18 protein-coding genes are annotated in these 19,839 nt (G+C 70.5%); 14 read left to right on the plus strand and 4 right to left on the minus strand.

Annotation, left to right across the window (positions count from 1 at the left end; genetic code table 11):
• Positions 1 to 83: 83 nt before the first annotated feature.
• Complete coding sequence (locus OG984_RS28735) at positions 84 to 1,343, plus strand: MFS transporter (protein WP_328529498.1); 1,260 nt, start codon at positions 84 to 86, stop codon at positions 1,341 to 1,343.
• 299 nt (positions 1,344 to 1,642) lie between these two features.
• Here OG984_RS28735 and OG984_RS29565 read toward each other — a convergent pair whose 3' ends face one another.
• Entirely contained in the window at positions 1,643 to 1,954 is a 312-nt protein-coding gene (locus OG984_RS29565) for a sigma factor (RefSeq protein ID WP_442940933.1), read from the minus strand.
• Positions 1,955 to 2,094: 140 nt separating this feature from the next.
• Between OG984_RS29565 and OG984_RS28740 the strand changes: the two genes are divergently transcribed.
• From OG984_RS28740 to OG984_RS28755, 4 genes are all read left to right on the plus strand, one after another.
• A complete protein-coding gene (locus OG984_RS28740; protein ID WP_328529499.1) occupies positions 2,095 to 3,858 on the plus strand; it encodes a serine hydrolase domain-containing protein in 1,764 nt (587 codons plus the stop codon).
• Positions 3,859 to 4,051: 193 nt separating this feature from the next.
• Positions 4,052 to 4,741 carry a hypothetical protein gene (locus OG984_RS28745; protein ID WP_328529500.1) on the plus strand — a complete coding sequence of 230 codons (690 nt, stop codon included), beginning with the start codon at positions 4,052 to 4,054 and terminating at the stop codon, positions 4,739 to 4,741.
• Entirely contained in the window at positions 4,738 to 6,264 is a 1,527-nt protein-coding gene (locus tag OG984_RS28750) for a DNA polymerase Y family protein (protein ID WP_328529501.1), read from the plus strand. Before OG984_RS28745 ends, OG984_RS28750 begins: the two co-directional genes overlap by 4 nt.
• 114 nt (positions 6,265 to 6,378) lie before the next feature.
• Positions 6,379 to 9,804: an error-prone DNA polymerase gene (locus tag OG984_RS28755; RefSeq protein ID WP_328529502.1), complete on the plus strand. Its 3,426-nt coding sequence runs from the start codon at positions 6,379 to 6,381 to the stop codon at positions 9,802 to 9,804.
• 116 nt (positions 9,805 to 9,920) lie between these two features.
• Here OG984_RS28755 and OG984_RS28760 read toward each other — a convergent pair whose 3' ends face one another.
• Positions 9,921 to 10,628 carry a GNAT family N-acetyltransferase gene (locus tag OG984_RS28760; RefSeq protein ID WP_328529503.1) on the minus strand — a complete coding sequence of 236 codons (708 nt, stop codon included), beginning with the start codon at positions 10,626 to 10,628 and terminating at the stop codon, positions 9,921 to 9,923.
• Positions 10,629 to 10,698: 70 nt separating this feature from the next.
• Here OG984_RS28760 and hemW point away from each other — a divergent pair, with 70 nt between their 5' ends.
• Both hemW and OG984_RS28770 read left to right on the plus strand, forming a co-directional pair.
• Positions 10,699 to 11,910, plus strand: a complete 1,212-nt coding sequence (hemW, locus tag OG984_RS28765) for a radical SAM family heme chaperone HemW (protein ID WP_328529504.1) — start codon at positions 10,699 to 10,701, stop codon at positions 11,908 to 11,910.
• A 109-nt stretch (positions 11,911 to 12,019) separates the two neighbouring features.
• Positions 12,020 to 12,214 carry a PspC domain-containing protein gene (locus OG984_RS28770; RefSeq protein WP_040757357.1) on the plus strand — a complete coding sequence of 65 codons (195 nt, stop codon included), beginning with the start codon at positions 12,020 to 12,022 and terminating at the stop codon, positions 12,212 to 12,214.
• A 7-nt stretch (positions 12,215 to 12,221) separates the two neighbouring features.
• Here OG984_RS28770 and OG984_RS28775 read toward each other — a convergent pair whose 3' ends face one another.
• Together OG984_RS28775 and OG984_RS28780 are read right to left on the minus strand one after the other, a co-directional pair.
• Positions 12,222 to 13,070 carry a DUF3097 domain-containing protein gene (locus tag OG984_RS28775; protein ID WP_328529505.1) on the minus strand — a complete coding sequence of 283 codons (849 nt, stop codon included), beginning with the start codon at positions 13,068 to 13,070 and terminating at the stop codon, positions 12,222 to 12,224.
• Positions 13,071 to 13,089: 19 nt separating this feature from the next.
• Positions 13,090 to 13,362, minus strand: a complete 273-nt coding sequence (locus OG984_RS28780) for a hypothetical protein (RefSeq protein WP_328529506.1) — start codon at positions 13,360 to 13,362, stop codon at positions 13,090 to 13,092.
• A 196-nt stretch (positions 13,363 to 13,558) separates the two neighbouring features.
• Between OG984_RS28780 and hrcA the strand changes: the two genes are divergently transcribed.
• The 7 genes from hrcA (at position 13,559) to ybeY (ending at position 19,838) form a co-directional block, all read left to right on the plus strand.
• Positions 13,559 to 14,593: a heat-inducible transcriptional repressor HrcA gene (gene hrcA, locus OG984_RS28785; RefSeq protein WP_328529507.1), complete on the plus strand. Its 1,035-nt coding sequence runs from the start codon at positions 13,559 to 13,561 to the stop codon at positions 14,591 to 14,593.
• A gap of 37 nt (positions 14,594 to 14,630) precedes the next feature.
• Positions 14,631 to 15,824 carry a molecular chaperone DnaJ gene (gene dnaJ, locus OG984_RS28790; protein ID WP_328529508.1) on the plus strand — a complete coding sequence of 398 codons (1,194 nt, stop codon included), beginning with the start codon at positions 14,631 to 14,633 and terminating at the stop codon, positions 15,822 to 15,824.
• Between the two features lie 17 nt (positions 15,825 to 15,841).
• Entirely contained in the window at positions 15,842 to 16,585 is a 744-nt protein-coding gene (locus OG984_RS28795) for a 16S rRNA (uracil(1498)-N(3))-methyltransferase (RefSeq protein WP_328529509.1), read from the plus strand.
• A 59-nt stretch (positions 16,586 to 16,644) separates the two neighbouring features.
• Positions 16,645 to 17,106 carry a Gmad2 immunoglobulin-like domain-containing protein gene (locus OG984_RS28800; RefSeq protein ID WP_328529510.1) on the plus strand — a complete coding sequence of 154 codons (462 nt, stop codon included), beginning with the start codon at positions 16,645 to 16,647 and terminating at the stop codon, positions 17,104 to 17,106.
• Between the two features lie 15 nt (positions 17,107 to 17,121).
• Entirely contained in the window at positions 17,122 to 18,174 is a 1,053-nt protein-coding gene (locus OG984_RS28805) for a winged helix DNA-binding domain-containing protein (RefSeq protein ID WP_328529511.1), read from the plus strand.
• 91 nt (positions 18,175 to 18,265) lie between these two features.
• Positions 18,266 to 19,297: a PhoH family protein gene (locus tag OG984_RS28810; RefSeq protein WP_328529512.1), complete on the plus strand. Its 1,032-nt coding sequence runs from the start codon at positions 18,266 to 18,268 to the stop codon at positions 19,295 to 19,297.
• Positions 19,298 to 19,373: 76 nt separating this feature from the next.
• Entirely contained in the window at positions 19,374 to 19,838 is a 465-nt protein-coding gene (gene ybeY / locus OG984_RS28815) for an rRNA maturation RNase YbeY (RefSeq protein ID WP_328529513.1), read from the plus strand.
• The last annotated feature ends 1 nt before the right edge of the window (position 19,839 follow it).

Here is a 19,839-nt window from a genome sequence, read left to right on the forward strand (position 1 = left end):
AGCGCCATGATCGGTTTAGGTGAGACCTGAACCGGCCGGAAAACCCGTTGGACGTCGACGCGAGCGCGCGACAGACTGCGCCGGTGAGCATCCGGGAGAGCCTCTTCGTCCTCAAGGAGCGCGACTTCGGGTGGTTCTTCGCCTCGCGGTTCGTGAACCTCGCCGGCTCGTCGATGTCGCACGTGGCGGTCGCGTTCGCGGTGCTGGAGGTGACCGACTCGGCCTCGGCGCTGGGCTATGTGGTCGCCGCGCACACCATCCCGATGGTGATCTTCCTGCTGGTCGGAGGGGTGATCGCCGACCGGTTCCCGCGGCGGCTGGTCCTGCAGCTGAGCAACGTCGCCTCGGCCGCGACGCAGGCGGCGGCAGCGGCGCTGATCATCACCGGACAGGCCGAGATCTGGCACCTGGTCGTCCTGGAGGCGATCAACGGCACCACGATGGCGATGGCGTTCCCGGCGATGCAGGGGATGGTGCCGCAGCTGGTGGCGAAGAAGGACCTGCAGCCGGCCAACCTGCTGCTCTCGATGTCGCGCGGCACCCTGACGATCCTGGGCCCCTCCGTCGCGGCGGCGCTCGTGGTCGGCGTCGGAGCCGGCTGGGCGCTCGCGGTCGACGCGCTGACCTGGCTGCTCGCCGCGATCTTCCTGCTCCCGGTGCGGATCCCACCGCGTCCGGAGGACGCAGAGAAGACCTCGGCGCTCGAGGACCTGCGCGCCGGGTGGACCTACTTCCGCAGCACCACCTGGCTGTGGGTCGTCGTGGTCGCCTTCATGGTCCTCAACGCGATGCAGTCCGGCGGCCTGCAGGTGCTCGGCCCGGCGTACGCCAAGTCGTCCGCGCTCGGCGTCGAGGGCTGGGGCCTGGGCAACTCCGCGCTCGCGGCCGGGATGCTCCTCATGACGATCGTGCTGATGCGCGCCACCATCCGGCGTCCGCTGCGGGCGGGAATGTTCGGGATCGCGGCGTACGGGCTGCCGTTCTTCGCGCTCGCGCTGTGGCCCGAGACGGTTCCATTCGTGGTCGTGATGGCGGTGGCGGGCGCTGGAGTCGAGATCTTCAGCCTCGGATGGCAGCTCGCGATGCAGGAGAACGTCCCCGAGGAGATGCTCTCGCGGGCCTATTCCTACGACGCCCTCGGTTCGTTCGTCGCGATGCCGGTGGGGCAGCTGCTCTACGGGCCGCTCGGTGGGTGGTTCGGCGAGCGCCCGGTGTTCCTGGTCAGTGGGGTTCTCTATGTGGCCGTCGCCCTGGCCACCCTCGCCGTGCCGTCGGTGTGGCGGCTGAAACGGGTGGACCAGGACGACAGCGTGCCGGCCGGGGTGAGTCAGCCGCAGCGGTAGATCTCGGGTCCGGTGAAGGTGTCCTCGCTCGTCGACGGTTCGTCGAGAACGTGGAGGGCGTCGGGCGCCGGTCTCCACGTCGCGATCGCCGACGTCCTTGCCGCCCCGGTGGCTCCAGTAGATCGCCTCCTGGCCGAGCACCTCGATCGGCAGCTCGTCGACGCCGTCGCCCGTCCCGTTCCCGTCGGCCGTGTTGAACGTACCGCCGAAGCGAAGGGCCTCGTCGCGGGTCTTGGCGGCGTACCACCCGACGCCGAGGCGGGGCTTCGACCTGCCGTCGGCCGAGGCGGGCTCGTAGATCACCTCTCCGCCGTCGGCCCCGTTGGTGACGGCCCCGTCGAACTCGGGGACCTCCCACCCCGGCGCGTCGAGGACGAGCCGGTCGGCTCAGGTCGGGGTGGCTGCACAGCTTGGAGAGAGCGCGCATGGCGGTGCTGCGTACGGTGACGGGGGCCATGCCGAGGGCGTCGGCGATATCGGCGTCGGCACAACCGCTCCAGGGTGTCCTGGACCAGGTCTTCGGCGCGGTGACCGTCACCTGTCAGCAGGTAGGCGAGCCGTAGCAGCGCGCCGCTGCGCGTCACCACGTACTCATCGAAGTCTGTGTCCATGCTGTCCTCCGTCTCGGCCCCCTGTCGGGGGCCTCTGCCTCTTCGATGCGGCGGCACGGCGTGGGTGTTGCGCTGACGGTGCAACTGTGGCCTCTAGGCTGCAGTGCGTCGAGCAACTTTGTCTCCGAAGGAACGCGCGCATGAGCCTGAACACCTCCGTCGTCGACTCGCTCTTTCAGGAACGTTTCGAGGAGAACCTGACCCCGGGCCTGGCCTACGGAGTCGTACGTGGCTCCGAGCTGCTCCACTCCGGCGCGTTCGGAGCGACGACCGAGGGTGGCCCGGCGCCGACCGCGGAGAGTGTCTTCCGGATCGCGTCGATGTCGAAGTCGTTCACGGCGGCCGCGGTGCTGCTGCTGCGCGACCGCGGTCTGGTCGATCTGGACGAGGCGATCGCGCAGTACGTGCCCGAGCTCGTCGACCAGGCTCCCTACTCCGCCGACTCCCCGGCGGTGACGTTGCGGCTGCTGCTCTCGATGTCGGCCGGGCTGCCGACCGACGACCCGTGGGGCGACCGGCAGGAGTCGCTGTCCTACGACGCCTTCGGGACGTTCCTCGACGGCGGCTTCTCGACCGGGCAGGAGCCCGGGATCGGGTTCGAGTACTCCAACCTCGGCTACGCGCTGCTCGGCCGCGCGATCGAGAACGTCGTGGGCGGCTCGTCTCCGGAAGGCGCGAACCGGGACTTCGTCGAGCACGAGCTGCTGGCGCCGCTGGGGATGACCTCCTCGGCCTACTCGCCTGATGCGGTCCCGAATCGTGTGCCCGGTCATGTGCCGCCGCTGCACCCGGCCTGGGCCGGCGACCGGCTCGAGGGTCCGCCGACGTGGGCGCCGACCGCGCCGGTGCCGTCCGGGTCGTTCGCGGCGATGGGTGGTCTGCACTCCTCGGTGGCCGACCTGGCGCGCTGGGTCGGCGGGTTCCTGGGCGCCTTCTCCTCCGCCGCCGACGGGCATCCGCTGTCGAAGGCATCCCGGCGCGAGATGCAACAGCTGCACCGGTTCGGCTCGGTGTCGGCCTCGCTCGGGTTCGACGGCCCCGATGCAGGGGTCGGGGCGCTCGCTGCCGGCTACGGCTACGGCCTGATGGTCGACCACGACAGCCGGCTCGGGCAGTTCGTCCACCACTCCGGCGGCTACCCCGGCTACGGCTCCCGGATGGTCTGGCACCCCCCGACCGGTCTCGGCGTGATCACCCTGTCCAACAGCACCTACGCCGGCGCCTACCCGACCGCGATGACCGCGCTGCGCTCGCTGGTCTCCGAGGAGCTCTCCGGGGGAGGGCCGCACCGGTTCTCGGCGGCGGTCAAGGGCCTGCGGCCGCGACTCGACTCGGCGCTGGAGGCCGCGGTCGAGCGGCTGCGTACCTTCGATCCTTCGGGTGCTGAGGTGTTCGCGCTGCCGTCGCTGTTCGCCGACAACGTCGAGCTCGACGCCCCCGACGCCGGCCGGCGCGTCCAGATCACCCAGGCCCGCGCCAAGGTCGGGCTGCCCCTGGGTGGTGCGCCCTACGGCTACTTCTCCCGTGGCATGGGTGTCGCGCTGGCCGTCGTGCCTGCCGAGCGGGGCCGCTACGACATCGAGGTCATGCTCTCGCCGGAGGCCGAGCCGCGCATCCAGACCCTGCGCCTCAACGCCGTCCCCGACGCCCACGGAGGCATCATCGCCGCCGCCCGCGCCGCTCTGGAGGAGGACTGCCCGGTCATCGCCGCGATGCGTGCCTTCGGCGAGCCCGAGCTGATCACCACCCCGCTGTCCGGTGACGGCTCGGCCAAGGCCGACTTCCTCGTCGTCGCCGGTGCCACCTACTGGAAGGTCGCGGTCGCCAAGAAGACCACCGTCACCGCCCTCCCCACCGTCGACCACCCCCGTCTCACCTACCTCGCCTCTGCGCTCCGCGGGTGACCTCGTTCCCGCCGAATCGGTAGTTGTGGCGGCCGAATCTGTAGTTGTGGGTGATGAGTCGGTAGTTGTGGGTGACGAGTCGGCAGTCTCGTTCGTCACAACTACGGACTCGCCCGCCGTAAGTGAGGACTCGGCACGCCAGAAGTGAAGACTCGACCTTGATGTGTTCGAACAAATGTTCGATACTCATTGAGTGGGAGTGGTAGCGGGGATCGAACGACACCAGAAGCTGGCTCAGATCGAGCAGCTTCGGTCCAAGGTGCGACGGCTGGAGCAGAAGCCGGGCCTCGGTGCCGAGCTGGCCACGCACGAGGCGCTCGGTGGGGTGGTGCAGCTGCGGGCCGGTGGGACGTACGCGGCCGACTCGCTGTCGCTGGCGATGCTGCTGCTGGCGGGACCGTCGGGGGCGGGGGAGTGGACCGCCGTCGTCGGGGTCGATGACTTCGGGGTCGAGGCGGCGGCCGAGGCCGGGGTCGACCTGGAGCGGACCATCCTGGTGCCGCGGCCCAAGGACTCCTGGCTGGAGGCGACCGCGGCGCTGGTCGATGTGACCACGCTGGTGCTGGTCCGGCCGACCGGGCGGGTGACCCCGAGCGTCGCCGAGAAGATCGGTGCCCGGCTGCGCACCCGCGGCGCCGCGCTGGTCGCGCTGGGTGAGTGGCCGAGAGCAGACGTACGCCTCCGGGCGACCGAGCCACGCTGGGTCGGGCTGGGCAACGGCGACGGCCATCTCCGGGCGCGGAGGATGGTGGTCGAGGCGGTGCGCGGGACGGCTCCGCCACGACGTACGGCGCTCTGGTTCCCGGCTGAGGACGGCACTCTCGGGCGCGTTCTCGAACCCGTCACGGACATCGCCGACCTGCGGAAGCAGGAGTCGGCATGAGCCGCACGCTGGTGGTCTGGTGCGCCGACTGGCCGGTCGCCGCGGCGCTGGGTGAGCAGGGGCTGCCACGGCACCTGCCGGCGGCCGTCTTCGCGCAGAACCGGGTCCAGGCCTCCAACCAGGCGGCGCGGGAGTTCGGGATCAAACGCGGGATGCGGCGCCGGGACGCGCAGGCGCGCTGCCCCGAGGTGCAGGTGCTCGCCGCCGACGACGCCCGCGACGCGCGGGTGTTCGAGGAGGTGCTGGTGCGCCTGGAGGAGCTGCGCCCGGGCGTCATGCCGCTGCGCCCCGGGTTGGTCGCGCTGCGCTCACCGGCCCGCTTCTACGGCGGCGAGGCCGAGGCCGGCGCGGCGATCGCCGAGTGTGTGGTCGGGCTCGGGATCTGGGACGTACGGATCGGCATCGCCGATGAGCTCTTCACCGCCGAGCAGGCCGCGCGGAGCGCCGGGCTGCAGGAGACGTACGCGGTCCCGGCCGACGGTGGCTCGACCGCGTTCCTGCGCGCCCTGCCGGTCCATGTCCTCGAGGACGCCAATGCGGTCAGCCTGCTGCAGCGGCTCGGTCTGACCACGCTCGGCGGCCTCGCCGACCTCCCCGGCGCCGACGTCAAGGCGCGCTTCGGGGCGCAGGCCGCCTGGGTCCGCCGGGTGATCCACGGCGAGGGGGCACGGCCGGTGACCGGACGTACGCCACCGCCCGAGCTCACCACCGAGGTCGCCTTCGAGCCGCCGCTCGACTCCGCCGAGGCGGTCTGCTTCTCATCCCGGCAGGCGGCGGAGGGGTTCGTGAAGGGCCTGGCGGCGCGGCAGGAGGTCTGCACCGAGGTGCGGATCGAGGTCGCGATGGAGGACGTCTCGGACTCCTGCCGCACCTGGGCGCATCCGCGCTGGTTCTCCGCCGTCGATCTCATCGACCGGCTGCACTGGCAGCTGGCCGGGGCGGTGTCTGCGGGAGGCGGTGGAGCGGTGACCCGGGTCCGCTTCGTCCCCGAGGTCGCCGTCTCCGAGGCGGTCCACGCCGACGGCCTCTGGGGCGGCACCGACGAGCGCGTCGACCGCGGCATCGCCCGGGTGCAGGGACTGCTCGGCCACGAGGCCGTCGTCGCCCCGGTGCTCCAAGGCGGCCGGAGCCCACGCGACCGGCAGGCGTACGTCCCCTGGGGCGACCGCCCCAGCACGCTGCGCGACCGCGCGCTGCCGTGGCCGGGCTCGATCCCGCCGCCGGCGCCCGCCCGGGTGCTGGCCGACCCGTGGCCGGCTGAGGTCTGCGACCAGGCCGGGCGCCCGGTCGTGGTGCTCCCGCGCGGCGGTGTCTCCGCCGACCCCGCCCGCTACCGGCCCTCGGCGGGTCAGCCCTGGCAGCGGGTCGCCTCTTGGGCGGGTCCGTGGCCGGTCACCGAGGCGTGGTGGGAACCCGGCGGCGGACGGCGGGTCGCCCGCTTCCAGCTCGTCGGGGTCGACGGCCGCGCCTGGCTGGCCACCTTCGACACCGACCACTGGCTCACGGAGGCCTCCTATGACTGAGCTGGTGTGTGGCGGTTCGTCTAGGTATGCAGCCGAACCGTCACTTCCCTCGCGGAACTCCGCACGGGAAGTGACGGTTCACCTGCATACCTTGATGAACATCCGGGGTGCCTGATGGGCTGGAACAACCCCGAGATCCCCTGGAAGGAGTTGGAGCGGCGGCTCTCGGGCCGCCCGCCGAGCGACCCCTACGGTGACGCCCCGATCTCTCGGCGCAAGAAGCGGCTGACCGAGGAGGAGGTGCGCGGGCCGGAGGGCCCGGTGGTGCCGTACGCCGAGCTCCACGCCCACTCCGACTTCTCCTTCCTCGACGGAGCGAGTTCGCCGTCGGCGCTGGTCGCCGAGGCGATCCGGCAGGGGCTGCGCGGGATCGCGATCACCGACCACGACGGTTTCTATGGTGCTCCTGCCTTCGCGGAGGCGGCGCAGAAGCTGGGCCCGACCAACGGGGAGCAGCGGCTGCTGACCGTCTACGGCGCCGAGCTGTCCCTGGGCCTGACCAAGCCGCAGAACGGGATCGCCGACCCCCAGGGCAGCCATCTCCTGGTGCTCGCCAGGGGCGTCGAGGGCTACCGGCAGCTGGCCGGCGCGATCACCGAGGCGCAGCTACGCGGCGACGAGAAGGGCCGGCCGACCTACGACCTCGACGAGCTCGCCGACCGGGCTCGAGCCGGCCACTGGCTGATCCTGACCGGCTGCCGCAAGGGCGCCGTACGCCAGGCGCTCACCGGCACCGGCCCGATCGCCGCCGCCCGGGCGCTGCGTGAGCTCACCGACAGGTTCGGTCGCGACAACGTCGTCGTCGAGCTGACCGACCGCGGTCACCCGACCGACGCCTACGACAACGACCTGCTCGCCGGCATCGCCCGCGAGGCCGGCCTGCCCACGGTCGCCACCAACAACGTCCACTACGCCACGCCCGACCGGCACCGGGTGGCCGACGCGCTCGCGGCGGTCCGCGCCCGGCGCACCCTGAGCGAGATCGCCGGCTGGCTCCCGGCCGGCCCGGTGGCGTACGTCAGGTCGGGGGCGGAGATGGAGCAGCTCTTCCGGCGCTACCCGGGGGCGGTGGCGCGTAGCGTCGAGATCGCCGAGGAGTGTGCCTTCGACCTGCGCAAGGCCACCCCGAAGCTGCCCAAGCGCGGGATCCCCGAGGGCGAGACCGCCGCGAGCCGGCTGCGACACCTGACCGAGGAGGGCTTCGCGGAGCGCTATGCGCAGGCGTACGCCACCGACCCGGAGTTCGTCGAGAAGGCCCGTGAGCGCGTGGAGCACGAGCTCGACGTCATCGAGAGCAAGGACTTCCCGGGCTACTTCGTGATCGTGCACGACATCGTTGAGTTCGCTCGGGGAGAGGGGATCCTCTGCCAGGGGCGGGGCTCCGCGGCCGCGTCCGCGGTCTGCTACGCGCTCGGGATCACCGCGATCGACCCCGTCTTCTACGAGCTTCCGTTCGAGCGGTTCATCTCCATACATCGTGAGGAGGAGCCCGACATCGACGTCGACTTCGACTCCGACCGGCGTGAGGAGGTGATCCAGTGGGTCTATGACCGCTACGGGCGCCGCAACGCCGCGCAGGTCGCCAACATCGTCGGCTACCGGCCGAAGATGGCGGTCCGGGACGCGGCCAAGGCGCTGGGCCACTCGCCCGGACAGCAGGACGCCTGGTCGAAGCATGTCGGCTACTCACGCGTCGAGGCGCCCGACGACGTGGGCATCCCCGCGCCCGTCCTGGCGCTGGCCGCCGAGATCCACGGAGCGCCACGCCACCTCGGCATCCACTCCGGCGGGATGGTGCTGACCGAGGAGCCGATCGGGGAGGTGGTCCCGATCGAGCGGGCGCGGATGGACAAGCGCACCGTGATCCAGTGGGACAAGGACGCCGCCGAATACATGGGGCTGGTGAAGTTCGACCTGCTCGGGCTCGGGATGCTGGCGGCGCTCGACCACATGATGCATCTGGCTCGCGAGCATCTGGGGGAGGGCTGGACCCTGGCGACCATCCCCAAGGAGGAGCCGGCGGTCTACGACATGCTCTGCCGGGCCGACTCGATCGGGGTCTTCCAGGTCGAGTCGCGCGCGCAGATCGGTACCCTGCCGCGGCTGCAGCCGCGCTGCTTCTACGATCTGGCCATCGAGATCGCGCTCATCCGGCCCGGGCCGGTGCAGGGCGGAGCGGTCCACCCTTATGTACGCCGCGCCACCGGGCGTGAACCCGTCAGCTACTCCCACGAGCTGCTGATCCCGGTGCTGGAGCGCACCCGTGGGGTGCCGTTGTTCCAGGAGCAGCTCATGGAGATGGGGCGGGTGCTCGGGGACTTCTCGCACGACGACGCCGACCTGCTGCGCCGGGCGATGGGCTCCAAGCGCGGCGTCGAACGCATCGACTCGCTCAAGGAAAAGCTCTACCGGGGCATGCGTGCCAAGGGGATGACCGAGCAGACCGCCAAGGCGGTCTACACCCAGATCCTCTCCTTCGCGAACTTCGGCTTCGCCGAGTCCCACGCGCTCAGCTTCGCCAAGCTCGTCTACGCCTCGTCGTGGTTCAAGCTCCACTACCCGGCCGCGTTCCTGGCCGGCCTGCTCCGTGCCCAGCCGATGGGCTTCTACTCACCCCAGTCGCTGACCCAGGACGCCCGCCGCCACGGGGTGGAGGTACGCCGCCCCGACCTCATCCGCAGTCAGGCCGCCGCCGACCTGGAGCCGCTCGACACCGAGGTGTCACCCACCGGGAAGGACGACTGCCGGCTGGACGGGACCAAGACCGAATGGGTACCGGGCACCCCCGACCCCACCCCGGAGCACCGCCGCGACGGCAACTTCGCGGTACGGCTGGGTCTGGACTCCGTACGCGGCATCGGCAAGGACGTCGCCCAGCGGATCGTGAAGGCCCGGGCCGAGGCGCCGTTCAAGGACTCCCTGGACCTGTCGAGACGCGCCGGTCTGGAGCGGGCCCAGCTCGAGGCGCTGGCCACCGCTGGATGTTTGGAGGTGTTCACATCGAGCCGTCGCCAAGCGCTGTGGCAGGCGGGCTGGACCGAGACCGAGGACCAGCTCGAAGGGGTGCGGTTCACCGCCGAGACGCCCGCGCTGCCCGGTCTGGACCCGGTCGAGGAGACCCTCGCCGATCTCTGGGCGACCGGCGTGACCCCCGGCAGCCACCCCTTCGCCCATCTCCGGGCCGGCCTGACCGCCGCCGGACTCCCGAGCATCGGCGACCTCCCCACCTCGGAGCCCGGCCGGCGCATCACCGTCGCCGGCCTGGTCACCCACCGCCAGCGTCCCGGGACCGCGGGCGGCGTCACCTTCATCAACCTCGAGGACGAGACCGGCATGCTCAACGTCGTCTGCTCCGCCGGCCTGTGGCGGAAGCACCGCAAGATCGCGGTCTCCACCTCCGTCATGCTCATCCGCGGCATCCTCGAGCGCAACGACGGCGTGACCAACCTGGTCGCCGACCGCCTCGCCCCGCTCGAGGAGATTCACCCCGAGGCCGCCAAAGCCATCGCCTCCCGCCACCGCTCACGCGACTTCCGCTGACCCCGCCCCGAATCCGCAGAAATGGCGAGCCGATTCTGTAGTTGTGGGCGACGAACGTAGAGATTCGTCGCCCACAACTACAGACTCGCGCCCCAGAACTACCGATTCGGCGAGAGTCAGGCGGGCGCGCGGAACAGCTCGAAGGTCGTACGCCGCCGCTCCTCGAACCCGAGGCCGAGGTAGACCGAGATGGCGCCGGTGTTGGCGACCGAGGCGTGCATCAGCGCGCGGGCGCCACGGGCGTGGATGTCGGCGGTGACTGCGCGGACGAGGCGGCCTGCGAGGCCGCGCCCACGGGCCTCGGGGGCGGTGCAGACGGCGCTGATCTCGATCCAGCCGCCCGGGTGCATCCGCTGACCGGCCATGGCGACGAGGCGGCCCTCGTGGCGCAGCCCCAGATACGTACCCATCGTGTGGGTCGACTTCTCGAACGGCCCGGGCTCGGTGCGGGCGACGAGGTCGAGCATCTCAGGCACGTCGGCGGCGTCGAGCACGACCGCCTCGGGATCGGGCGCCGCGGTGACCCGAGCAGTCTCGACGAGCTGGACCCCTTCGCCGCCGCCGACCAGCTCCCATCCCTCGCCGCAGACACCCGCGGCCCCGGTGATCAGCGCGGTCCCACCGGGCCCGACGGCCGCGGCCAGGTCGCGCCATGCCTGAGCCGAACCCGGGTCGGAGACCGCGGCGAACGGCGAGACGTCGGGCCGGTAGCGACGAGCGAGCCCCGTACCCTCGGCGAGCGAGGCGTGCGCACCGGTCAGCGAGTGCCAGACCGGGTTGTCGAGAACATCGTCGAGAAGAAGATCTGGCTGCGAGACGGACACCCCAGGATTTTCCCACCACCCCATCAGGCGCGGTTAACCCTTTTCGACAGGTGGATCCGATAATGGAGGAGTGCCTTCCGCTCTGCCTCCCGGCGATCCCGCCCCCACCGACGGGTCGCTCCCGGCCGACTCGCTGAGCACGCTGGGGGAGAAGGGCCTGGGCTTCTACGTCCACGTCCCGTTCTGCACGGTCCGGTGCGGCTACTGCGACTTCAACACCTACACCGCGATCGAGCTCGGCGAAGGCGTGAGCCGCCAGACGTACGCCGACCAGGCCATCGAGGAGGTCAGGCTGGCGCGCCGGGTGCTCGGTGACCGTGACAAGCCGGTCGACACCATCTTCTTCGGTGGCGGGACCCCGACGCTGCTGCCGGCGAAAGACCTCACCGGCATCCTCGACTCGATCAAGGACGAGTTCGGCCTCGCCGGCGACGTCGAGGTGACGACCGAGGCCAACCCCGACTCGGTCGACCTCGACTACCTGCGCACGCTGCGCGAGGGCGGCTTCACCCGGCTCAGCTTCGGTATGCAGTCCGCGGTCCCGCACGTGCTGCACACCCTCGACCGCACGCATGACCCCGAACGGGTCCCGCTGGTCGTGGAATGGGCCCGCGAGGCGGGCTTCGAGCAGGTCTCCCTCGACCTCATCTACGGCACCCCGGGCGAGTCGATCGACGACTGGCGCACCAGCCTCGACACCGCACTGGCCAGCAACCCCGACCACATCTCGGCCTACTCGCTCATCGTCGAGGACGGCACCGCCCTGGCCCGACGGGTCAGGCGGGGCGAGCTCGAGATGCCCGACGAGGACGACCTGGCCGACAAGTACGAGCTCGCCGACGCCACCCTCCGAAAGCACGGCCTGACCTGGTACGAGGTCTCCAACTGGGCCACCGACGAGAGCCAGCGCTGCCGCCACAACATGCTCTACTGGCAGGGCGGCGACTGGTGGGGTGTCGGCCCCGGCGCCCACAGCCACGTCGGCGGCACCCGGTGGTGGAACGTCAAGCACCCCAAGGCGTACGCGGACCGCATCGGCAGCAACCAGAGTCCCGCCCACGCTCGCGAGATCCTCGCCGAGGAGGACCGCCGGGTCGAGTGCGTTCTCCTGGAGCTGCGGCTCGCCGACGGGCTCTCGACCCGGACGCTCGACGACGAGGGCCGCGCCGCCCTCCCCGAGCAGGTACGCCGCGGACTGATCACCGTCGACGGCGACACGATCGTCCTCACCGACACCGGGCGGCTCCTCGCCGACGCCGTCGTCCGAGACCTGCTCCCCTGATCAGCCCTGAGGATCCCTGAGCAGCCCTGAGGCTGGGACCTTGGTCCTGACCGAAGGATCAGGGGTGATCCTGATTGGTAAAGAGCCTCCGACAGGGGAGAGTGGAGCCATGGCAACCACAACCCTTTCCCGTCCTCAGAACGACAAATGGATCGCCGGCGTCTGCGGCGGCCTCGGCCAGCGCTTCGGTATCAACTCGAACCTGATCCGGCTGGCCTTCGTCCTCTCCTGCCTGCTTCCCGGACCGCAGGTGGTGGTCTACCTCGTGCTGTGGATCATCATGCCCAAGAAGTCGTCCTACTGACGGAGCCTCAGACCGGCTCAGTGACGAAGTCGATCAGTTCCTCGACCCGCCCGAGCAGGTCGGGCTCGAGGTCGCCGAACGAGTTGACCCGTCCCAGGATGTGCTTCCAGGCTCGGGCGATGTCGGCCTGGTCACGGTGGGGCCAGCCCATGTGCTGGCAGATGCCCTTCTTCCACTCCACCGAGCGTGGCACGGAAGGCCAGGCCTCCAGCCCGAGCCGGGCCGGCTTGACGGCCTGCCACACATCGATGAACGGATGACCGACGATCAGCACGTGCTGGCCGACCGCGGAGCGCCGGATCGACTCCGCGATCCGGGCCTCCTTCGAGCCCTTGACGAGGTGGTCGACGAGCACCCCGACCCGCCGCTCGCGGCTGGGCCGGAAGGAGACGAGGTGGTCGGCGAGGTCGTCGACGCCACCGAGATACTCGACGACCACGCCCTCGATCCGCAGGTCGTCGCCCCAGATCTTCTCGACCAGCTCGGCGTCGTGACGTCCCTCGACGAAGATCCGTGACTCGCGCGCGACCCGCGCCTTGACGTCGGAGACGGCCACCGAGCCCGACGCGGTGCGGGTGGGCTTCGCTGGCGCGGCGCGGGTCACCGGGGGAGTGAGGATGACCGGTTTGCCCTCGAGCCAGAAGCCCGGCCCGAGTGGGAACGTACGCCGCTTGCCGTGCCGGTCCTCCAGGGTCAGCGTGTGCAGGTCGCGGTCGATCCGCACGATCTCGCCGACGAAGTCGGTCTCGACCTCCTCCACCACCGCACCCAGCTCGGCGGGAGTCTCGACGGCACGCCCGTGCTTGGGCTTCTTCCAGTCGCCGGCCAGGACGTCGGAGCCGTAGCGATCGCTCATCCGGGGAACGCTACAAGGTTCAGCAGCGAGAACCGGTGAGCACGCGCCCGAGCTGCTCGAGAACCTCGTCCGGCGTGGCCGCGGTCTGCGGGAACCGGAAGGTCACGTGGTGGCCGCCGTCGAGGGTGATCCAGGAGACGTCGACGCTCTCCGCGGTGAGGTGGGAGAGGCGTACGCCCACGATGTGACGCGGCCGGAGCCCGAGCCGCGCCGAGAGCGAACGGCACAGGTCGGCCTGGTGCTCGTCGTTGGCGTGGGCCGTGATGCGGACCAGCAGATCGTCGGCGATCATGGGACTCTCCAGTGGGGCGGAAGCAGTGAAGCAATGGCTCTAAGGTCAGCCTAACCTAAGGCTATCTCGATGGCGAGAGAAGTAATCCGTGCCACAGAACGGAGCGGCCACCGGAAACTGGTTCCTGTGATACGAACCGGTAGGATTGGCACTCGCACGGAATGAGTGCCAGGCAGCCAGGACGATAGGAGCGCAGATGCAGAACGAACGCAGGCTCTCCGTCCTCCGGGCGATCGTCGAGGACTACGTGAAGACCGAGGAGCCGGTCGGCTCCAAGGCGCTCGTGGAGCGTCACGGCCTGGGCGTCTCGCCGGCGACGGTACGCAACGACATGGCCGCGCTGGAGGAGGAGGGCTACATCACCGCCCCCCACACCAGCGCCGGACGGGTGCCCACCGACAAGGGCTACCGGCTCTTCGTCGACCGGCTGACCACGGTCAAGCCGATGACCGCGGCCGAGAAGCGGGCGATCGCCGGCTTCCTCGACGGGGCGGTCGACCTCGACGACGTCGTCACCCGCTCGACCCGGCTGCTCTCCCAGCTGACCCGCCAGGTCGCGGTGGTGCAGTACCCGACGCTGAGCCGCTCGACCGTCCGCCACGTCGAGCTGGTCTCCCTGGCCCCGACCAGACTCCTGCTCGTGCTCATCCTCAGCACCGGTCGCGTCGAGCAGCGGCTGCTCGAGGTGACCGAGGAGGTCTCCGAGGAGACCCTCGCCGCGCTGCGCACCCAGATCAACTCGGCGGTCGCCGGCGTCGTCATCGCCGCGGCCGGCGAGGCGCTGCGCACGATCGCCCAGCCGACGGACCAGCCCGACGACGCCCCGCGGGATCCGCTCGCGTCCGCGGTGGCGGAGGCCCTGATCGAGGCGATGAACGACCACCGCTCCGACGAGCGGATCTCCATCGGCGGCACCAGCAACCTGGCCCGTTTCGGCGACAGCTTCGACACCGCCGTACGCCCGCTGCTGGAGGCTCTCGAGGAGCACGTCGTCCTGCTGAAGCTGATGGGCGAGGCGACCGCGGGCGGGCTGGTCACGGTGCGGATCGGTGCCGAGGGCCCCTACCAGGAGCTCTCGCAGACCAGCGTGGTCGCGACCGGCTACGGACCTGGCGACGAGGCGCTGGCCACGCTCGGCGTGGTCGGGCCGACCCGGATGGACTACCCCGGATCCATGGCAGCGGTGCGCGCGGTCGCGCGCTACCTCTCCCGGATCCTCGACGAGGCTTGAGCAGCAGACTCGATTCAAGGAAGATCAGCGAACTTCGATGGCAGGAAGACCCACGTTGGACCCCTATGAGCTCCTCGGTGTCGACAAGGACGCCGACGACGCAACGATCAAGAAGGCGTACCGGAAGCTGGCGCGCCAGTATCACCCTGACGTCAACCCCGACGCGGAGTCGCAGGAGAAGTTCAAGGAGATCTCCCACGCCTACGAGGTGCTGAGCGACCCGCAGAAGCGGGCTGCGTACGACCGCGGCGGTGACCCGTTCGGCGGCGGTTTCGGTGCGCAGGGTGCGGGCTTCTCCTTCACCGACATCATGGACGCCTTCTTCGGCGGCGCCGGTGCGGGCACCGGAGGCGCCGGGCGTGGCCCCCGTCCCCGCGTACGCCGCGGGCAGGACGCCCTCATCCGGCTCGACATCGACCTGGCCGAGGCCGCCTTCGGCGTCACCCGCGACCTCAAGGTCGACACCGCGGTCGTCTGTGACACCTGTGGCGGCGAGGGTGCCGCCGAGGGCTCCCACCCGATCCCGTGCGAGACCTGTCACGGTCAGGGCGAGGTCGCGGTCGTGCAGCGCTCCTTCCTGGGCGAGATCCGCACGCTGCGCCCCTGCTCGGCCTGCAACGGCTTCGGCACCGTCATCCCCGACCCGTGCCGCGACTGCAGCGGCGAGGGCCGGGTCCGCTCCCACCGCACCCTGACCGTCAAGATCCCGCCGGGCGTCGACGACGGCACCCGGGTGCAGCTCGCCGAGCAGGGCGAGATCGGACCCGGCGGTGGCCCCGCCGGAGACCTCTACGTCGAGATCCACGTCGCCAAGCACGCCACCTTCACCCGGAGGGGCAACGACCTGCACTGCACCGCGAAGGTGCCGATGACCGCGGCCGCGCTCGGCACCACGCTCAACCTGCCGACGCTCGAGGCCGACCTCGTCGGTGACGGTGCCGACCAGATCGACCCCGAGGACGCCTCGATCCAGATCGACCTCAAGCCCGGCACCCAGTCCGGCACCGACCACGTCCTACGTGGCCGTGGTGTGCCCGGCCTGCGTGGCGGCCGCGGCGACCTGATCGTGACCATCAACGTGGAGACCCCCACCAAGCTCGACCTCGAGCAGGAGGCGCTGCTGCGCCAGCTCGCCGAGATGCGCGGTGAGGAGTCCGTCCAGGGGCAGCTGAAGGCGGCCCACAAGGGCGGCGTCTTCTCCTGGTTCAAGGACACCCTCAACGGGCACTGAGACAGGCATACTGAGTCATGACCCTTCCCGTTCACCTCGTCGACTCGCTCGCCGGCACCCGCGTTGGCGACGCGGTCGAGGTGAGCGGTGACGAGGGCCACCACGCGGTGGTCGTACGCCGCCTCCGGGTCGGCGAGGAGGTCGTGCTCACCGACGGCGCCGGCGAGGGCGTCACCGGCACGATCACGCAGACCACCAAGAGGTCGATGACCGTGCGCGTCGACGAGATCATCCTCGGCGACGCACCGCCCGAGCCCTCGCTGACGGTGGTCCAGGCGTTGCCCAAGGGCGACCGCGGCGAGCTCGCCGTCGAGATGGTCACCGAGATCGGCGCTGCCCGCATCGTCCCGTGGGCCGCGGCCCGCTCGGTCGCCGTCTGGAAGGGCGAGCGTGCGGTCAAGTCGCTCGCCCGCTGGCGGGCCACCGCCCGCGAGGCCGCCAAGCAGTCCCGCCGGCTGTGGCATCCCGAGGTGGCGCCGTTGGCCACCACCGATGCCGTCGTCTCGATGATCGAGGCCGCCGACGTCGCCGTCGTCCTCCACGAGGAGGGCACCCTCCCGCTGGGTGCGGTTCCGGTCATCGACAAGGGCAGCATTCTCGTCGTGGTCGGCCCCGAGGGCGGCCTGACGGTCGACGAGATCGCGCTGTTCGAGAAGGCCGGTGCCACCACCATCCGCCTCGGCGGCGAGGTCCTGCGCACCTCCACCGCCGGCGTGGCGGCCTGCGCCGCCCTGCTGGCCCGCACCCGTCGCTGGGACTGACCACCGACTCCTCGGCGTGGTGGGTTCCTCGTTCGGGGGTGGCGAGTGAGTATGGAGACATGAGGAGCACACGCACTCGTCCGGTGGGTCTCGTCATCGCTCTCGCGCTCTGCGCCGTGCTGGCCGGCGGGTGCGGCGACGACGACGCGGTCGCCGAGGACCCGGCGACCTCGGCCCAGCCGTCCGAGGAGCCGTCGGCGCTGCCACGCACCGCCGAGCTGATCACGCTCGTGACGCCCGCCGAGGGCGCGACGGTGTCGGGCAGCTTCGAGGCCTCCGGCAAGGCCAACTCTGTCGAGGCGAACGTGCCGTGGGAGATCCGTGACGGATCCGGCGAGACCGTGCTCGAGGGTCACGCGACCGCGGAGGGCTGGATGGACAAGCTCTACCCGTGGACGACGACGGTCGACGTCTCCGAGCTCGAGCCCGGGACGTACCTCTTCATCGCCCGCACCGACGACACCTCCGACGGCGAGGGGAAGCCTTCGGAGGAAGTTGGTGCCCGGATCACCGTCGAATAGGACATCATCGCTACCGTGATCCTCACCGAACGGCAGCTCAACCGGACCCTCCTGCTCCGCCAGCACCTGCTCTCGCGGGTCTCGCTCACCCCGGCCGAGATGATCGAGCACCTGATCGGCCTGCAGGCGCAGGACCAGCTACCGCCCTTCATGGCGCTGGCCGCCCGCCTGGAGTCGTTCGATCCGTACGCGGTCAGCGCCCAGCTCGAGTCGAGCGCGCTGGTCCGGCTCTCCACGCTGCGCTCGACGATCCACATGCACACCGCCGCCGACGCCGCGCTGATCAGGGCGTGGGCCCAGCCTGTCCACGACTTCTACACCCAGCGGATCGAGATCGTGCGGCCGGCGGCGCAGCTGGAGGGCTTCGCGGCGGCGGTCGAGGACGTACTCGCTCTCGGCGCGCTGCCCAACGCCTCCCTCGAGGCCGGACTGGTCGAGCACTTCCCGGGCATCCCGGCCAAGGCCCTGGGCCTGCGGGCGCGCAACGAGCTGCCGCTGGTCCAGCTGCCGCCGCGAGGCCTGTGGAAGGGCTCGGGCGGGCTGGTCTACGACCTGCTGCCGCGCTGGACCGGTGTGCCCCCGGTGGTCGCCGACGACGTCGTCCCGGACCTGGCCCCCGAGATCGTACGCCGCTACCTGCTCGCCTTCGGGCCCGCGACCGCCGCCGACATCACCGCGTGGTCCTCGTTGACGCGACTGGGCCCGGTGGTCAAGCGGATCGAGGGCCTGGTGACCTACCGCGACGAGGCCGGCAAGACCCTCTACGACGTGCCGGACGCGCCGCTCGCCACTGGCGAGGAGCATGCTCCGGTTCGGCTGCTGGGGAAGTTCGACAACGTCTGGCTCTCGCACGCCAACCGGGAGCGGATCACCGCCGAGGGGACCCGGAAGGAGTGGGCCTTCGGTGGTGGCGGCTCGGTCATCATCGCCGGCGGCCACCTCATCGGTCTGTGGAAGCCGGTCGACGGCAAGGTGGAGGTCCTCAAGCTGCTGCGCGACCTCACCCCCGACGAGCGTGACGAGCTCGCCGAGGAGACCGTGCGCGTCGAGTCGCTGCTCGCGACCTGACGCCGGAACTATCCAGTAGGAACGGGGCGGACGGCCCGCGTAGCATGGAGGCATCAGCCTCGTGACGAGAAAGGGCCCGCTCCGGGCATCCATGACCGATCGACACCCAAGTCCGCAACCGATCGACACCGCTACGACCAAACACACCGTGGTCGTTCCGAACAGCGTCGACATGGTGACCGTCCTCGGCCCGGCCGATGAGCACCTCGGGATCATCGAGGCCCACTTCGACGCCGACGTGCACGTGCGCGGCAACCGGATCACCCTTCACGGCGCCCCGAGCGAGATCGCGATGATCGAGCGGGTCCTGGAGGAGCTGGTCCAGATCATCCGCACCGGCCAGGGCGTGAGCGGCGAGACCGTCGAGCGCGTGATCAGCATGCTCCAGGCCGACACCACGGAGAAGCCGGCCGACGTGCTGAGCCTCAACATCCTCTCCAACCGTGGCCGCAGCATCCGTCCCAAGACGCTCAACCAGAAGCGCTACGTCGACGCGATCGACAAGCACACGATCACCTTCGGCATCGGCCCGGCAGGCACCGGCAAGACCTATCTCGCGGTCGCCAAGGCGGTCCAGGCGCTGCAGTCCAAGCAGGTCAACCGGATCATCCTGAGCCGGCCGGCGGTCGAGGCCGGGGAGAAGCTGGGCTTCCTGCCCGGCACCCTGACCGAGAAGATCGACCCCTACCTGCGCCCGCTCTACGACGCGCTGCACGACATGATGGACCCGGAGATGATCCCCAAGCTGATGGCCTCGGGGACCATCGAGGTGGCCCCGCTCGCCTTCCTCCGCGGACGCAGCCTCAACGACTCCTTCATCATCCTCGACGAGGCGCAGAACACCACGCCCGAGCAGATGAAGATGTTCCTGACCCGGCTCGGCTTCGGCTCCAAGATCGTGGTCACCGGTGACGCCACCCAGACCGACCTGCCCTCGGGGCAGAAGTCGGGCCTTCGGGTCGTCGAGGGCATCCTCGAGGACGTCAAGGACATCAGCTTCAACAACCTGACCAGCCACGATGTCGTACGCCACCGACTGGTCGCCAAGATCGTGGCCGCCTACGAGGAGCACGACGTGCAGACTCAGGCCAAGCGCGAGCGGGCCTCGGGAGACCCGCGATGAGCGAGCGGCAGCGAGCGACCACAGGACTCAGGCCGCCGCGTCCGTATGATGGCGCTTGCGCTACGGAGGCGGCGGCATGAGCACCGAGATCATCAACGAGTCCGAGCAGGAGATCGACGTCGAGCACGTCGCCAAGCTCGCCCGGTTCCTGCTCGAGCAGCTGCGGGTGCACCCGCAGGCCGACCTCCGGATCAAGTTCGGCGACGAGGCCACGATCACCGAGCTCAACGAGCGCTACTTCGACACCGAGGGACCGACCGACGTGCTCTCCTTCCCCGGTGACGAGCTCCTTCCGGGCCGTCTCGACGAGGAGCCGGAGGAGGGCGACCTGGGCGATATCATCATCGCCCCGACGATCGCGGCCAAGCAGGGCGAGGCAGCCGGCCACGGCACCGTGGCGGAGATCGAGCTGCTGACCACCCACGGCATCCTCCACCTGCTCGGTTACGACCATGTCGACCCCGACGAGCACGCCGAGATGTTCGGGCTGCAGGCCAAGCTGCTCAAGGCCTGGGGCTCGACGGCCACAGCACCCGAGTAGG

The sequence above is a fragment of the Nocardioides sp. NBC_00368 genome (genome assembly GCF_036090055.1).
In the GTDB taxonomy this organism is placed as follows: Bacteria; Actinomycetota; Actinomycetes; order Propionibacteriales; family Nocardioidaceae; genus Nocardioides.

Bases quoted from the DNA above. Each gene is read 5' to 3' on its own strand.
- OG984_RS28795 (WP_328529509.1), top strand. From the start codon at position 15,842: ATGACCCTTCCCGTTCACCTCGTCGACTCGCTCGCCGGCACCCGCGTT.
- OG984_RS28800 (WP_328529510.1), top strand. From the start codon at position 16,645: ATGAGGAGCACACGCACTCGTCCGGTGGGTCTCGTCATCGCTCTCGCG.
- OG984_RS28755 (WP_328529502.1), top strand. From the start codon at position 6,379: ATGGGCTGGAACAACCCCGAGATCCCCTGGAAGGAGTTGGAGCGGCGG.
- OG984_RS28750 (WP_328529501.1), top strand. From the start codon at position 4,738: ATGAGCCGCACGCTGGTGGTCTGGTGCGCCGACTGGCCGGTCGCCGCG.
- OG984_RS28775 (WP_328529505.1), bottom strand. From the start codon at position 13,070: ATGAGCGATCGCTACGGCTCCGACGTCCTGGCCGGCGACTGGAAGAAG.
- hrcA (WP_328529507.1), top strand. From the start codon at position 13,559: ATGCAGAACGAACGCAGGCTCTCCGTCCTCCGGGCGATCGTCGAGGAC.
- OG984_RS28740 (WP_328529499.1), top strand. From the start codon at position 2,095: ATGAGCCTGAACACCTCCGTCGTCGACTCGCTCTTTCAGGAACGTTTC.
- OG984_RS28780 (WP_328529506.1), bottom strand. From the start codon at position 13,362: ATGATCGCCGACGATCTGCTGGTCCGCATCACGGCCCACGCCAACGAC.
- OG984_RS29565 (WP_442940933.1), bottom strand. From the start codon at position 1,954: ATGGACACAGACTTCGATGAGTACGTGGTGACGCGCAGCGGCGCGCTG.
- OG984_RS28810 (WP_328529512.1), top strand. From the start codon at position 18,266: ATGACCGATCGACACCCAAGTCCGCAACCGATCGACACCGCTACGACC.
- OG984_RS28770 (WP_040757357.1), top strand. From the start codon at position 12,020: ATGGCAACCACAACCCTTTCCCGTCCTCAGAACGACAAATGGATCGCC.
- dnaJ (WP_328529508.1), top strand. From the start codon at position 14,631: ATGGCAGGAAGACCCACGTTGGACCCCTATGAGCTCCTCGGTGTCGAC.
- ybeY (WP_328529513.1), top strand. From the start codon at position 19,374: ATGAGCACCGAGATCATCAACGAGTCCGAGCAGGAGATCGACGTCGAG.